Below are 15220 nucleotides of genomic sequence, written 5' to 3'. Positions count from 1 at the left end.
TACCTTAATATGAGTGATGAATTTGATATTATAGATTCCAGCCCAACATTCGATATTAAGGCATTTCTATTTAAAACCCTTAGTTATTGGAAGTTATTTATTTTGTGTGTTGGTATTGGAGTTTTTATAGTTTACCAACAAAATATTCGTAAGCAGCAATCTTATAGGTTAAGCACAAAAATTTCTATAGAAGAGGATAAAAACCCTTTATTTTCTTCAAATACAAGTTTAACCTTTAATTACGGAGGCATTTCTGGTAAAGTTCAAACAATTATTAACACACTTCAGTCGAGAAGCCTCCATGAAGAAATAGTTGATAATTTACAATTTTATGTAACCTATTTAAAAGAGTCTCGTTTTCGTAAGGATGATATCTACAAGGATGCTCCCTTTAGATTTGATATTGATACTACGATATACCAAGTAATCAATTCTCCTATCAAAATAAGCTTTAAGCAAAATAACCAATTCGATTTAGAATTTAATTTTGAAACCAATTCAATTTTAACTCAAAAATATAGTTCAAAAGCAATAAAACCTATAGAAGTTCCTCTAGGGAAATCGATTACTACACATGCAATTGGAGAGTTTATTAATTTACCTTATTTCACAGGACAAATCGTTTTTGCTAAGGAACGTACAGTAAATCCTGGCGATACTTATTATATAAAACTTGTGTCATTCGATGTTGTTGTTGCTACTTACAGGGGGAAGCTTGCTATTAATAATCCAAGGAATTCTTCAATTATAAACTTGAGCATGGTAGACAATAACACCAAGAAGATTGAAGATTATTTAAATGAAACGGTAAGAGTGCTAACAAAAGAACAACTTGAAAGGAAAAATCAGTTTGTTACTAATACTATTAGTTTTATTGATGGTCAGTTAAGTAGAGTAAAAGATTCATTGATTGGAAATTCAAATGCTTTAAATAATTATAGGTCTAAAATAGGTGTCTATAATCTGGACCAAGAAAGTGAATTGCTAACTCAAAAGTTATCAGACTTGGAGTTACAGAGAGATGGTATTAATCGTAAAAAGACATATTACACAAGTTTAAAAACTTATTTAGAGACCAGTAAGTCTTTTACAAATCTTCCTGCGCCTTCAGTAGCAGGAATAGATGATTCAAATATTCTGACTAATATCTCAAAAATTAATGAGCTATCAGTTCAGAAAGCAAAATACGAGTCAACAGTTAAACCAGGTGCTTCTATTTTTGATGAACTTGATTTACAAATTAATGGTTTTAAACAGGTGCTTCTTGAGAATATTAAATCGTCTACAGCTGGTTTAGACAGGGAGTTAAATGTTTTGAATACTAAAATATCAAAAGAGAAAGCTCAATTTAGCAAATTACCAAAGGATCAACAGAATTTACTTGATATTCAACGTCAGTATTTGTTAAATGAGAAAACATATAATTTGTTTTTATCCAAAAGAGGAGAAGCAGATATTATAAAGGCAGCAACTGTATCTGATATTATATGGATAGATTCTGCAAAAAATACAGGTGCTAGACCTATTGATTTAAAGTTAAGTTCTAGGTATATTTTTGCTATACTAGGAGGGTTGTTACCTCCTTTGCTATTGACACTTTTAGTAACATTATTTGATACTAGGATCCATAACCCTCAAAACTTAGAAAACCTTACAAATATTCCGATACTTGGGATAATAGGAAAAAATAATTTAGATAACAATTTAGCTGTTCATAGAAAATCTAAATCTGCTGTAGCAGAAGCGTTTAGAGCTATAAGGTCTAGTTTACAGTATATGTATAAACAACATGATATTGATGATAGTACAAAAACAGTAATGGTAACTTCATCGGTAAGTGGTGAGGGAAAAACATTTTGTTCAATAAATATAGCTACTGTTTTTGCTTTAAGTGGAAAGAAGACAATATTAGTTGGACTTGATTTACGAAAACCTAAAATTTTTGGAGATTTTAATATAGAGAATGACATCGGTGCTGTAAACTACTTAATTGGTCAGAAAACTCTAAATGAAGTAACGCAAAAAACCATGGTAGATAACCTTGATGTAATTACTTCTGGCCCAATCCCACCAAACCCAGCTGAGCTCTTGATTAATAAAAGAATGAAAATATTAATGGATAGCCTCAAGGAGCGATACGATTATATTGTCTTAGATACACCTCCGGTTGGCTTAGTAGCTGATGCAATCGAACTTATTGAGTATGCTGATGCTTCACTATACGTTATACGTCAAGATTACACCAAGAAAGAAATGTTGAGTCTTATAAATGATAAGTATAAGAAAGGAGAAATAAAAAATATTAGCTTATTGTATAATGGTTTTGATAAAAAAGGGAGGTACGGTTACGGCTATGGCTACGGTTATGGCTACGGTTATGGTTATGGGAATTATACTAATGGATATCATGAAACCGAAAAACAAAACTCTACTTTCCTAGATAAAGTTATTTCATTGTTAAATCCATTCAAGTAAAACAACTGATAAAAAAATATAAAAGTTAAACTTTGGATAGCAAAACCTCAAAAACAGAGTGGTTATATACAATTTCCCCAAAAGGTAAATTTATAGATTTTAATTTTAAGGAAATATGGAGGTACAGAGATTTACTATTTCTGTTTGTAAAAAGAGATGTTATTACATTATACAAACAAACAATCTTAGGACCGCTATGGTATCTAGTACAACCATTAATAACTTCGGTTATATTCACAATTATTTTTAACGGCATTGCTAATATTGATGTTGGGACTGCCATACATCCATTTATATTTAATTTAGCAGGTGTAACAATATGGAATTATTTCTCAGAATGTTTGAAAGGTACAAGTGATGCTTTTAAGAAAAATCAAAATATATTCAGTAAGGTATATTTTCCAAGAGTTATAATGCCTATGACAGTTGTACTTTCTGCTCTATTAAAATTTGCAATACAGTGTTTTATCTTTCTAGGGTTTTACATGTTTTTTGCAATTAATGGAAAAGCAGGAAACTTAGATGTTAATACTTTAATTCTATTCCCAATTTTAGTAATTGTTATGGGATTATTGGGGTTGGGTTTAGGTATGATTATATCATCCATGACTACAAAATATAGAGATCTTACCTTCTTGGTAGGATTTGGTGTGCAACTTTTAATGTACATTTCTGCTGTTATGTATCCAATTGATGTTGCCACAGAGAAAATTCAAAACAGTTTTCCTAAAGTAGCAGGTTTTATAAACCCTATAATTCAACACAACCCTCTAGCTAATGTTGTAGAAACGTTTAGATATATATTTTTTTCGCAAGGTACTTTTTCGTTATGGAGTATAGTATTTACATTGATAGTTACAATTTTTATAGTACTTCTAGGATTGATTATTTTTAATAAGACAGAAAAAAGCTTTATTGACACAGTGTAAATATGAAGGATGTTATATTGAAAGTTGAAAATGTTTCTAAGCAGTATCGATTAGGTTTAGTTGGTACAGGTACAATAAGTCATGACTTAAATAGATGGTGGCATAAAATACGAGGAAAACAAGACCCGTATTTAAAAGTAGGAGAACTTAATGATAGAAGTACTAAAGGTAATTCTCAATATGTATGGGCTTTACAAGATATAAATTTTGAAGTTAAAAAAGGAGAAGTTTTAGGTATTATAGGCAAAAATGGTGCAGGTAAATCTACACTTTTAAAAATACTCTCCAAGGTAACAGGACCTACAACAGGGGTAATAAAAACTAAGGGAAGAATAGCTTCATTATTAGAAGTAGGTACAGGGTTTCATGGAGAAATGACAGGACGTGAAAACATTTACCTAAATGGGGCTATTTTAGGAATGACAAAAAAAGAAATAAGCTCTAAAATAGATGAAATTATAGAATTTTCAGGCTGTCAACGTTATATAGACACACCGGTAAAACGATATAGTTCTGGAATGACTGTTAGACTAGCTTTTGCTGTGGCTGCATTTTTAGAACCTGAGATTTTAGTTATAGATGAAGTATTAGCGGTTGGAGATGTAGAATTCCAAAAAAAAGCAGTTGGGAAAATGCAGGATATATCTATAAGTGAAGGAAGAACCGTTTTATTTGTTAGTCATAACATGGCAGCTGTAAAAAGTTTGTGCACAAGAGTTTTGGTACTAAATAATGGTGTGATTGATTTTGAAGGAAATCAAAATACTGCTATTGACCATTATTTGAATTTAGGTGGTGATTCTGAAAATACTCAGGGGGTTAAGTTGTTTGATGCTAATGCAAAAAATACACAAATATCTAAAGTGGTTCTTAAAAATGATAGAAATACGGTTACGGGAAGTTTTTTGATGGGAGATAAAATTATTGTTGAAATACATGTTAAGGCCGCAATCCCAATTAACCGAATTAAGGCAAGTATAATTGTCTCTTCTTCAAAAGGAATAAATATTTGTGCAATAAGATCACACGAAATGACTGATATAAATTTTATAGCTAATAAAAGTTTCGTGTTTAGGGCAATAATTGAAGATTTAAAGCTTACCCCTAATCATTATTTTTTAACTTTAGCTTTGGCAGAGAATAATAATACACTAGAAATTAAAGAACAGTGCATAACATTCGATGTTACAGCTAATGATGTATATAAAACTGGTAAAGTACCCGGAGGAAATATGGCTGTTTTTTCAAATGCAAAATGGGAATTAAAAGAAACATAAAATCTTGGTTAAAGCATCTAATTGAAAAACTATTAGAAGAGAAAACACCTGTTTTACTCGTAAATAATAGTTATGTTGAGGTGGGTAATAAATCATACCATAACGGTAATTTTAATATAAGAGGTAGAGGTAGAAAAGTTGTGATCGGTTCTTATTGTGCTATAGGTAAAGATGTTAAATTAATACTTAACAATCATCCAATAGAATTTGCTGCTCTACAATATTCATTTTATACATCATATTTTAAAACATTACCTAAAAAGACAAAAAAAGCAGAAGAAGCTATTTATATAGGTAGTGATGTATGGATTGGAGACAATGTTGTTATATTGCCTGATGTTACAATAGGGCATGGTTGTGTTATAGGAGCAGGTAGTGTGGTAACTAAATCCATTCCACCTTATACCATCATAGCGGGAGTGCCAGCAAAAAAAATAAAAATGCGTTTTGATGAAGCTACAGTAAAAAAAATGTTAGAATCTGAATGGTGGACGTGGAGTGAGTCAGAAATAAAAAATAACAAAGCATTTTTTTTCAAGGATAATACTATTTCTGATGGCAATTAGGTTATATTGGTGGCAAGAAAATAGGGCTGATGGTAAACAGAATTACGGAGATTTATTGTCAAAATATTTAGTGGAAAAAATATCTAATAAAAAAGTTTTATCTCTTGCACATCCTAAAATAGGTATTCAAAAGTATTTTTTTAAAAACTTTTTAGCTATTGGAAGTATTATAACCGCTGCCTCCAATAAATCCATAGTTTGGGGAAGTGGAATTATAAAAAAAAATGAAAGCATAAGAGCTGCAAAATTTCTTGCGGTCAGAGGTCCAAAAACCAGAAAACGCATATCTGATTTAGGGTATAAATGTCCTGAGATTTATGGAGATCCTGCTATACTACTACCAAAATTTTATAATACAAGTATTGAAAAAAAATTCAAAATTGGAGTAATACCGCATTATATAGATTACCAAAATGTTTACGAAGCTCTAGCTCAGAATAAGCATATCAAAGTCATTAATTTAATAACAGATGATATTGAGGTTACAACTAAAGAAATTTTAGAGTGTGAGGCTATAGTTTCGTCTTCGTTACATGGCGTGATTGTTCCGCATGCATATAAAATACCTGCGTTGTGGGTTAAATTTTCAAGCAAACTTTCTGGAGATAATGTAAAGTTTTATGATTATTTTGAATCGATGGATATTAATTTTCAAAAGGAATTATATATAGAGCCCAAGGAACTATCTATAGAAGTATTACAAAGGCTTTTAGATAAATATACAGATATTACCCTTCCAGATTCTAATATAATTAAACTAAGGCAAAATGGGCTTCTAGAGGTTTGTCCTTTTTAAAATGAGGGAAGGTAGAAACATAGTAAGAGATGAAAAACTTGAATTAAGACCTTGTAGTCATAGGGTAATAATTCCGTTATATATACCAAAAGAAGAGGGGTATTATAAAGATGCTTTTGAGATATTTAAAATGTGTTTAATATCAGTACAAAAAACTGCAATTTCTTCACTAAAAATATCAGTTATCTCTAACGGAACTTCAGAGGAGGTCAATAAAAAATTATTTAAACTGTATGAGAAAGGTTATATCCATGAATTAATTATTGAAAAAGAGACAATAGGTAAGCTAAATAGTATATTAAAAGCATTAAGGACTGTAGAAGAAAGGTTAGTAACCATTACCGATGCGGATGTTTTGTTTCTTAATAATTGGGAAGAGGAAATAATTAAGGTGTTTAAAGCCTTTCCTAATGCAGGTATGGTAAGTCCAGCACCTATGTTTAGAACACAACTACGCCTAACAAGTAACATTTGGTTGAGGTACTTTTTTTCAAAAAAACTGGCTTTCAGACCCGTAAAATCTCCCGAAGCACTTACTAAATTTGTTCAAAGTATTGGTTGGACGCTATTACATGAAAGGTATAAAGATGTAACATGTACGTTAAAGGCGAAGAATGGGCTTCTTGCAGTTGTAGGGAGTGCTCATTTTGTTGGAACATATAAACGGGAAAGCTTGAGTAAAATACCAAAAGCTAGTAGTGCATATAAGTTAGGTGGAGATAGTGAATTTTTGTACTTAGATCTACCTGTGCTTAAAGCAGGAGGCTATAGACTAGCTACGTATGATAACTTTGCATACCATTTAGGGAATAAGCAAGAAGCGTGGATACAGGAAGAATTTGATAAGCTTTACGAGCAAGATAAGTTGTTTAATGATTTTTCAAGTTTTAAAAGGTTAAAATCTAGTATTATATTATACTATATATCAGAGAAAATCTTCAAGAAGCTTTTTATGTCTAAAAAACTTAAAAAGCTAATATTCAGATATAAAGGATTAAGTAAAAAACAGGCTAATGACTTTGTAGATTATTAATTACTTATATGAAAATTGTAAAACTTACGTTTAATTACGATTGGCCAATATTTAGACAAACACCAAAAAACTCTCAAATTTGGGGAAATTATAAATTTATTATAGATGATAATTTACAAGAGTGTGATTTTTGGGTTATTTATTCTGATTATAATTTAAAGCCTGAAACAGTAAAATGTCCCAAAGAGAATATCATTTTTATACCAGCCGAATGCTATAGTACAAGCCCTAAATTTACCAAACGTTTCTTAAACCAATTTGGAACAATACTTACGGTTCAAAGAGAGTTAAAGCACCAGAATATTGTTTACACTCATAATGCAAACCCATGGTTTGTGAATAGATCTTATGAACAACTATTAGGGATGACTTCAGTTAAAAAAGATAAACTGATTTCGGTTATTACTTCAAATAAGGCTTTTACTGAAGGTCATAGAAAACGTTTAGATTTTGTAATGAATCTTAAAGAATATTTTGGAGATAAAATAGATCTGTTTGGTAGAGGTATTAATGACTTTACTGATAAATGGGATGTTTTGGCTGATTATAAATATACTATTGCAATAGAAAATGATTTTTGTGAAGATTGGGTTACCGAGAAATTTTTTGATTGTATGTTGTCTCAAACATTTCCTTTTTATTATGGATGCCCTAATCTAGAAGAATATGTTAATGAAAAAAGTTTTATTAGAATTGATATTAATGATTTTCAAAAAACAATAAAAGTAATAGAAAAAGCTATAGATAGTAATATCTATGAATCATCTAAAAAAGCCATCAGTTTAGAAAAACTAAATGCGTTAAATAAACACCAATTTTTCCCATGGATAGTTAATGTTCTAGAAAAGATGGAGTTAAAAAAGAATAAGAAACAAATCACATTAAAACTTAATATAAACAACTCAGTCAACCATAAAATAAAGAAAAAAATAAAGCACATAAAAAACCAGTTAACTAAAGATTGAATAAGTCATAATATTTTAAATTCGTTTAATGGGTAAAATATCAATCATAACAATTAATTACAATAACTCAGAAGGACTGGCTAGAACTTTAAAAAGTATTTATTCGCAAACATATACAAGTTTCGAGACTATTGTAATCGATGGGGGGTCTACTGATTCTAGTGTAGATGTAATTTTAAATTATAAGGATGAGATTTCGTATTGGGTGTCAGAAAAAGATAATGGTATATACAATGCTATGAATAAAGGTATACGGAGTGCTAATAACGAGTATGTGTTATTTTTAAATAGTGGAGATGTATTTAGTTCTAAAAGCGCTTTAGCAGATGCTATTCCCTTTATTGTTGAAGAGGATTTAATTTCATTTAATATTAATTTTATTGGTAAAGAAACAGTTAGATTGGTGTCTCCTCCTAAGGAAATGACGTTTTCTTATATGTATGCCAAAACATTACCGCACCCTTCAACATTTATAAAAAAGTCTTTATTTGAAATAGTAGGATTTTATGATGAGAGTTTTAAGATAGCATCAGATTGGAAGTTTTATATTTTAGCTTTGTTCAAGCATAATTGCTCATATAAAAATGTAGATATACCTTTAGTTGATTTTTATTTAGATGGAGTGAGTTCAGGTAAAACCGTGCCAAATGAAGGTAATAAAGTATTGGAGGAGAATTTTTCTCGATTTATTAGTGATTATGAAAAGCTTATAGAATATGAAAAGCTATCGTCAACTTATACCTACAAAGTATATTATAAGCTAAGGAATAATTATGTATTTAAAAAAACATGTGCCTTGATTTATAAAGTTTTTTATGGAAATTAATGTTAAAAGATATTCAATATTCAATGGACTCTATTTTTAAATAGGATATGATACAAAAAATAAAAAAGCATTTAAGAAATATTCTATTTAGAAAAAGGATAGAAAATCAAAAGAAGCAAGATAAAATACAGTTGGAACGCTGTAAACCTTGGTTTAAAGTAGATGGAGATAATACTCTTAGAATAAAATATCCTTTAAATGATAAGTCTGTAGTTTTTGATTTGGGAGGGTATAAAGGAGAGTTTGCTGAAATAATTTATACTAAATACCAGCCTACTATTTATATTTTTGAACCTATAAAGGCCTTTTATGATGTAATACTTGAAAAATTTACTAATAATGATAAAGTTAATGTCTACCAATTTGGGTTATCAGGTAAAAACGAAAATGTAAAAATCAGTCTAACAAACAACGCTTCTTCTGTATATATTAAATCCAAGAAATATGAATCAATACAATTAAAATCCATCACAGAGTTTATTAAAATTAATAAAATAGAAAAGGTGGATTTAATAAAGATTAATATTGAAGGGGGAGAATACGAAGTGCTAGAATCTTTGATAGAAAATAATATGCTAAGAATATTTAAGAATATTCAGGTGCAATTTCATGATTTTATAATACCCAACGCCAGAGAAAGAATGCAGGGTATTCAAACAGAATTATCAAAAACTCACAAACTAACTTATCAATATGAGTTTGTTTGGGAAAACTGGGAGTTAAAATAATACATAGTGGTAGTAGTTAAACTTATAGGAGGACTAGGAAACCAAATGTTTCAATATGCAACAGCAAAAGCTATTGCGCAGAAAAGAAAGCAGAAGTTATACCTAGACACTTCAGCTTTTAAAAATTACTCCTTACATAACTATGATTTACATCACTTTAATATCAAAGCAGGAAGTTTTAAAAGTCCTCCGAAGTGGTTAAAAAAAATAACCAATAAAATAGGGCTAAATAAGTATTATAAAGAATCATCCTTCAGATATGATGCTTCATTGTGGGATAATAAAACTAAAAACGTATTTTTATCAGGCTATTTTCAATCTGAGAAATATTTTAAAAAGTATCGAAAAGTTATTTTAAATGACTTTAAGACTATATCCCCACTAAGCCCAGAAACTGTCTCTCTTTTAAATGAAATTTCAAAAGTTAATGCCATATCTATACATATTAGAAGAGGCGATTTTTTAAAGCATGATGTCCATAACACTTCCAAGGAAGAGTATTATGAGAGGGCAATGCAATTCATTGAAAGTAAAGTGGATAATCCTATATACTATTGTTTTTCTGATGATATGGACTGGGTTAAAACTAATTTTAAAACTAATTTTAAAACTATTTATGTAGATTTTAATACTGCTTCCACAGCATATCAAGATATGTTGCTAATGTCTCGATGTAAACACAACATTATAGCAAATAGTAGTTTTAGTTGGTGGGCAGCTTGGTTAAACACCAGTGAAGATAAATTTGTGTGTGCCCCTAAAAAATGGTTTAATGGTAGTACTTATGATTTTACGGATGTAATACCAAATACTTGGATAACATTTTGATATGGACAAAAATCCCTTAATATCTGTACTAATTCCAACTTATAATTGTGAAGCTTATGTATATGATGCTGTTAAAAGTATTTTAGATCAAACGTACCCTTTTTTTGAATGTATAATAATTGATGACTGTAGTACAGATAAAACAGTAGAGATAATAAAGTTTTTTAATGATGAAAGGATAAAACTTATTGTAAAACCTGAAAATTCTGGGTACACAGATAGTTTAAATTATGGATTAACTATAGCAAGCGGAAAGTATATAGCACGGATGGATGGGGATGATTTTAGTTTACCCAACCGCTTTGAAAAACAAATAACAGTTTTAGAAAACAATACTGATATTGTAGTTTGTGGAACTATATTTAAAATTTTAGGTACAGATACAATTATCCAAGCCCCAGAAAATCATAAAGAAATAAAGCAAGAGTTGTTGAAAAATTCATGTATTGGGCATCCAACTGCAATGATAAGAAAAGCAACCTTAGATGCATATAATATTTCATATAATACAGAATATGAGCCTGCAGAAGATTATGATTTGTGGGTTAGATTATCTAAAAGAGGTAAGTTGTATAACCTCCAAGAGGTGCTATTCCTTTATAGGGTTCATAAGGATCAAGTGTCAATTACCCAAAGAGAGAAACAACGTTATAGTGCTAGTAAGTCAAGATTTAATATGATATCTCGATTAAGGTTTGATTATTCTCATGAAGAAAAGCAAGCATATATTAAGCAGTTTTCATTTACAGAAAGATTAGTTTTTGAGGAGTTACTTGTTTTGATTCATTTAAAAAAACGAATTTTGAACAGTAATGAAGATGAATATTTTAAGCCTAAAGTATTGAAAGAATTTTTAGAATATCAAGAGAGAAAGAATATTAATCAATATTTTAAAGCTAATAGAAGCTACTCTCCTAAAATAATTAAAGAGTTTAAATCTGTTTCTAAATTAACATCAATAGATTTTTCTATCATAGAGAAATGGAAATTATATTTTAAGTCTTGGATATTTTATAAGAAATGATAAAAAAAATTAAAAAGCTAATAAGAGAACATAGAAAGACTCAAAAAAAGTCTTACTTGCTCTTGAAAGAATTAGAATGGGCTCAAATATACCACGATAGCATCAGGGGAAAAACATCAATAGAAGCCTTGCCATTAAATGTAGGTAGATGGGCTGGGAATTATACATTTTTTTATTTGTTGAATAGAATTCTGACCGATTTTAAACCTAAAAAGATAATTGAATTTGGTTTGGGGGAATCCACAAAATTTATATCAATATTCATTGATAATTACCTTAAAGAATCTACATTAAAAACGATTGAGCATGATGATAAATGGACATCATTATTTTTAGAAAATTTCAAAATATCCAAACAAGTAGATATTCAAGTTTTAAGTTTAGTGGAGAATGAGGTACATGAAAATATTACGTATGGATACAACAACGTTGAAAACGTAATTTTAGAAATTTATGATTTGTATATCATTGATGGACCTTTTGGAACACCAAAATATTCAAGATACGATATTGTAAACCTAGCAAGCAAGTTTAATAGCATGAGTAGGTTTATAATCTTGATGGATGATTATGATAGAAATGGAGAGAAACAAACAGCTCAAGAACTCGTTAAGATATTTAAATCTAAGGATATAGAGGTGTTTGCCAAAGAATATATTGGTAATAAAAGTGTATTTTTAATAGCTACTAAGCAATATAAACATATAATGTCATTATAGTGTCAAAACCATTAGTTTCCATAATAGTTCCTGTTTTTAATAGAAGGCAAATTATTAAAACTACCCTAAACTCAATTTTAAATCAGACATATAAAAACTGGGAATGCATAGTTGTAGATGATGGTAGTGATGATTCTACAGAGGATACAATTAATGAGTATTTAAAAAGAGATAATAGAATTCAATTCTATAAAAGGCCAGAATCTTTACAAAAAGGATCTAATAGCTGTCGTAATTATGGATTTACATTAGCTAAAGGTAAGTATGTGAATTGGTTTGATAGTGATGACATTATGATGTCTACTTTTTTGGAGCAAAAAGTAGAAGCATTTAAAGCTAATACGGATGCGGTTATTCATCGTAATAATTATGCTAACTACCAATTGGAGCGTTATAGAGAAAGCAAGTTTGAATATAAAAATGGAAACTCTTTATTTTATAATTATGCTATGGAAAATATAGAAATTCAAACTTGTGGTTTTATGTGGAATAGGGAATTTCTTGAAGGTAAACCTCTTTTTGATACTCAAATAATGCGTTATCAAGATAACGAGTTTCATATTAGAATGTTAGCTGTAAAGACATTAAACGTCATAATTATAGATAATATATTGGCAACAATAAGAAGTGGAGACGGGCATGCAAGTCAAATTAGTGCAAAGGAAAATATTACCAAAAATAAGTTATATGATGTTTTTTTTTATAGGTATCAATGTTTGAAACTAGCAAAAGAATGTAATATTGATGTTGGAGGAAAATTTCATAAAACGATTTCTAAAAAAGCACTTTGGGCATTTTATGCAGGTTTACGATTTGAAAAAAAAATCATTGAACGTATGAAAGATTATGGAGTATATTTTGCTAAACTGTATTGTATTTATTCCAGTCCGCAAATTAAATTGATGGATATAGCTAAATCTCAATTATATTTATTTAAAATAATACTTTTTAGGTAGTGGTTTCTGTTATAATGCCAATATTTAATCGGGCACATTTAATAGAAGAAACAATCATATCTATTAAAAACCAAACCTATGGCAATTGGGAATGTGTGATTATTGATGATGGAAGTACAGACAATACATTTATGAAAACACAATCTCTTATAGATAAAGATTCACGTTTTCATTTGTACAAACGACCAGAAAATATAACAAAGGGCCCTAGTGCATGTAGAAATTTTGCGATAACGAAGATAAAAGGGGAGTATATACAGTTTTTTGATAGTGATGATATAATGCATCCAAATCACCTAGAACTGAAAATAGCTGCTATAAAAAACAATGATTTAACAGTATGTAAATTGCAATCATTTAAGGGGAAATTTAAAGAGGAGCAGTTTTTAAAAGAAGATAAAGAAGAGCTTATCAAATCAGAAAACATTTTTGAAGATTTTGTTACAGGAAAATTTCCAATGATGATGGTAGCCCCACTTTGGAGAGTTTCCAGTTTAAAACCTCACTTACCTATTCGCGAAGATTTACATATTTTAGAAGATCATGAACTTTACGCTAGAGCACTTTTTAAAACTAAAAAAGTAGCATTGGTAAATAAGACATTAATTTTTTATAGAGTAGGAGAGACATCGTCTACAAATAGTTTTTATAGAAATGTAACCTATGGTTTGCACTCTTTTTTAGAAGCAAAACGTACCGTTTTAAAATTGTCACAAGCAAAAAAGGTTAAATTGGCAATACTAAAAATGACACTTGGCGTTTTTAGGCAAGCCTTAGCTGAGCGAAATTTCAAAGCTTCTAAAGAGTGCTTACACTTTATTGATACGGAGCATTTATGCTACTCAAAAAAGTTGAAACTGAAGTACTTTAGAGTTAAATTTTTTTATAAGCTATTTAAACTAATAAAAAGAGGAGACACAAAGTTTAAGCCATTATTTAAAATATAGCTAATGAAAATATTAATGGTTGCTATACCAAATCATCATTTTTTTCAATGGGTAAATCAGCTAAAAGATTCAGGTCATGAAGTGTATTGGTTTGATGTTATGGATAGTGGCCCTAAGTCTCACAGGATAAAGGATGTTGAACAGATAAAAGGCTGGAAGTTAAGGTTTGATTTCCCTTTTAGAATTGGTCTAAAGAAAAGGTTTCCTGAAATTTACAATTTCATACAGAAGTTTAATGAACGTAAAATAGACGCTGCTTTTAAAAAAGTAATCCGCAGCATTAATCCAGATATTATACATTGTTTTGAAATGCAGCTTTCAGGATTTCCAATCTTAAATATAATGCAAGAAAATGATATCCCATTTATATATTCATCATGGGGAAGTGATATGTATTATTTTGAACAAAGAGGTATATCAATAGAAAAAGTGAAACTATTTTTAAAGCGAGTAGATTATTTAATTACAGATTGTGAAAGAGATTATCAATTGGCTTTAAAATATGGGTATAGTAAAACATTTTTAGGAGTTTTTCCAGGAAATGGTGGTATTGAAATTAATACCAAACATATTTTAGACCTCGAAAAAAGAGATATAATATTATTAAAAGGATATCAATATGATGTTGGTGAGGCTATCCAAATTGTTAAAGCAATAGAACTATTAAGTCAAAAAATTAAGGAGTTACAAGTAGTTGTTTATAGTGCGGATAAAGAAGTAGAGGAGTATATAAACTCATCTAAAATCTTTAAAGAAATATCGTTTAAGGTATTACCAAGGCATACCCATATTTTAAATAAAGATTTATTAGAGCTCATGGGTAAAAGTATAATACATATTGGTAATAATCTGTCTGATGGCATGCCAAATACTTTACTTGAGGCTATGGGTATGGGGGCATTTCCAATTCAATCTAACCCAGGAGAAGCTACTGCTGAAGTTATACAACATGGGATTAATGGATATTTAATTGAGAATCCTTTAGATCATAGAGAGATTGCTGTGTGGATTGAGAAAGCTATTGGGGATATGATGTTTCGTAAAGAAGTTCAAGAGTATAATACTAGTTTTATTAATAAAAACTACAAACGCAGTATATTAGCTCCAAAGATTCATGCCATTTATAAAAATATAGTTACAAATTCGTAAAT

At 29.6% G+C, this 15220-nt stretch carries 15 protein-coding genes; all 15 read left to right on the top strand.

What is annotated here, in order from left to right:
* The first annotated feature begins 9 nt into the window (after window positions 1–9).
* The 15 genes from JS605_RS08985 (at window position 10) to JS605_RS08915 (ending at window position 15218) form a co-directional block, all read left to right on the top strand.
* On the top strand, window positions 10–2475 hold the full coding sequence (locus JS605_RS08985) for an exopolysaccharide transport family protein (protein ID WP_203257360.1): 2466 nt from the start codon (window positions 10–12) through the stop codon (window positions 2473–2475).
* A 32-nt stretch (window positions 2476–2507) separates the two neighbouring features.
* Entirely contained in the window at window positions 2508–3404 is an 897-nt protein-coding gene (locus JS605_RS08980) for an ABC transporter permease (RefSeq protein ID WP_203257359.1), read from the top strand.
* A 2-nt stretch (window positions 3405–3406) separates the two neighbouring features.
* On the top strand, window positions 3407–4681 hold the full coding sequence (locus tag JS605_RS08975) for an ABC transporter ATP-binding protein (protein ID WP_203257358.1): 1275 nt from the start codon (window positions 3407–3409) through the stop codon (window positions 4679–4681).
* The gene (locus JS605_RS17760) at window positions 4660–5247 is read left to right on the top strand and encodes a CatB-related O-acetyltransferase (protein WP_203257357.1); all 588 of its coding nucleotides are present in this window, start codon (window positions 4660–4662) and stop codon (window positions 5245–5247) included. The genes JS605_RS08975 and JS605_RS17760 overlap by 22 nt, the downstream gene beginning before the upstream one ends.
* The gene (locus JS605_RS08965) at window positions 5237–6043 is read left to right on the top strand and encodes a polysaccharide pyruvyl transferase family protein (RefSeq protein WP_203257356.1); all 807 of its coding nucleotides are present in this window, start codon (window positions 5237–5239) and stop codon (window positions 6041–6043) included. Before JS605_RS17760 ends, JS605_RS08965 begins: the two co-directional genes overlap by 11 nt.
* 1 nt (window position 6044) lies before the next feature.
* Window positions 6045–7076, top strand: coding sequence for a glycosyltransferase family 2 protein (locus JS605_RS08960; RefSeq protein ID WP_203257355.1), 1032 nt, complete (start codon window positions 6045–6047; stop codon window positions 7074–7076).
* Window positions 7077–7084: 8 nt separating this feature from the next.
* Window positions 7085–8041, top strand: coding sequence for a glycosyltransferase family 10 domain-containing protein (locus JS605_RS08955; protein WP_203257354.1), 957 nt, complete (start codon window positions 7085–7087; stop codon window positions 8039–8041).
* Window positions 8042–8069: 28 nt separating this feature from the next.
* Entirely contained in the window at window positions 8070–8867 is a 798-nt protein-coding gene (locus JS605_RS08950; RefSeq protein WP_203257353.1) for a glycosyltransferase family 2 protein, read from the top strand.
* A gap of 47 nt (window positions 8868–8914) precedes the next feature.
* Window positions 8915–9595, top strand: a complete 681-nt coding sequence (locus JS605_RS08945) for an FkbM family methyltransferase (protein WP_203257352.1) — start codon at window positions 8915–8917, stop codon at window positions 9593–9595.
* 6 nt (window positions 9596–9601) lie between these two features.
* Window positions 9602–10423, top strand: coding sequence for an alpha-1,2-fucosyltransferase (locus JS605_RS08940; protein ID WP_203257351.1), 822 nt, complete (start codon window positions 9602–9604; stop codon window positions 10421–10423).
* A gap of 1 nt (window position 10424) precedes the next feature.
* Entirely contained in the window at window positions 10425–11447 is a 1023-nt protein-coding gene (locus JS605_RS08935) for a glycosyltransferase family 2 protein (protein ID WP_203257350.1), read from the top strand.
* Between the two features lie 62 nt (window positions 11448–11509).
* On the top strand, window positions 11510–12166 hold the full coding sequence (locus JS605_RS08930) for a hypothetical protein (protein ID WP_203257349.1): 657 nt from the start codon (window positions 11510–11512) through the stop codon (window positions 12164–12166).
* Window positions 12166–13122: a glycosyltransferase family 2 protein gene (locus JS605_RS08925; RefSeq protein ID WP_203257348.1), complete on the top strand. Its 957-nt coding sequence runs from the start codon at window positions 12166–12168 to the stop codon at window positions 13120–13122. Before JS605_RS08930 ends, JS605_RS08925 begins: the two co-directional genes overlap by 1 nt.
* The gene (locus JS605_RS08920; protein WP_203257347.1) at window positions 13122–14069 is read left to right on the top strand and encodes a glycosyltransferase family 2 protein; all 948 of its coding nucleotides are present in this window, start codon (window positions 13122–13124) and stop codon (window positions 14067–14069) included. The genes JS605_RS08925 and JS605_RS08920 overlap by 1 nt, the downstream gene beginning before the upstream one ends.
* Before the next feature lie 3 nt (window positions 14070–14072).
* Window positions 14073–15218 (top strand): glycosyltransferase, encoded by a 1146-nt coding sequence (locus JS605_RS08915; protein WP_203257346.1) that lies wholly within the window; start codon window positions 14073–14075, stop codon window positions 15216–15218.
* Window positions 15219–15220 lie beyond the last annotated feature (2 nt).

The organism is Hyunsoonleella ulvae (assembly GCF_016827605.1).
Lineage (GTDB): Bacteria > Bacteroidota > Bacteroidia > Flavobacteriales > Flavobacteriaceae > Jejuia > Jejuia ulvae.
Note: the sequence above shows the minus strand (reverse complement) of the source record. Positions and strands in the feature narration are given on the sequence as shown.

Coding starts and splice junctions, on each gene's coding strand:
- JS605_RS08985 (WP_203257360.1), top strand. CDS start 10: ATGAGTGATGAATTTGATATTATAGATTCCAGCCCAACATTCGATATT.
- JS605_RS08975 (WP_203257358.1), top strand. CDS start 3,407: ATGAAGGATGTTATATTGAAAGTTGAAAATGTTTCTAAGCAGTATCGA.
- JS605_RS17760 (WP_203257357.1), top strand. CDS start 4,660: ATGGGAATTAAAAGAAACATAAAATCTTGGTTAAAGCATCTAATTGAA.
- JS605_RS08965 (WP_203257356.1), top strand. CDS start 5,237: ATGGCAATTAGGTTATATTGGTGGCAAGAAAATAGGGCTGATGGTAAA.
- JS605_RS08960 (WP_203257355.1), top strand. CDS start 6,045: ATGAGGGAAGGTAGAAACATAGTAAGAGATGAAAAACTTGAATTAAGA.
- JS605_RS08955 (WP_203257354.1), top strand. CDS start 7,085: ATGAAAATTGTAAAACTTACGTTTAATTACGATTGGCCAATATTTAGA.
- JS605_RS08950 (WP_203257353.1), top strand. CDS start 8,070: ATGGGTAAAATATCAATCATAACAATTAATTACAATAACTCAGAAGGA.
- JS605_RS08945 (WP_203257352.1), top strand. CDS start 8,915: ATGATACAAAAAATAAAAAAGCATTTAAGAAATATTCTATTTAGAAAA.
- JS605_RS08935 (WP_203257350.1), top strand. CDS start 10,425: ATGGACAAAAATCCCTTAATATCTGTACTAATTCCAACTTATAATTGT.
- JS605_RS08915 (WP_203257346.1), top strand. CDS start 14,073: ATGAAAATATTAATGGTTGCTATACCAAATCATCATTTTTTTCAATGG.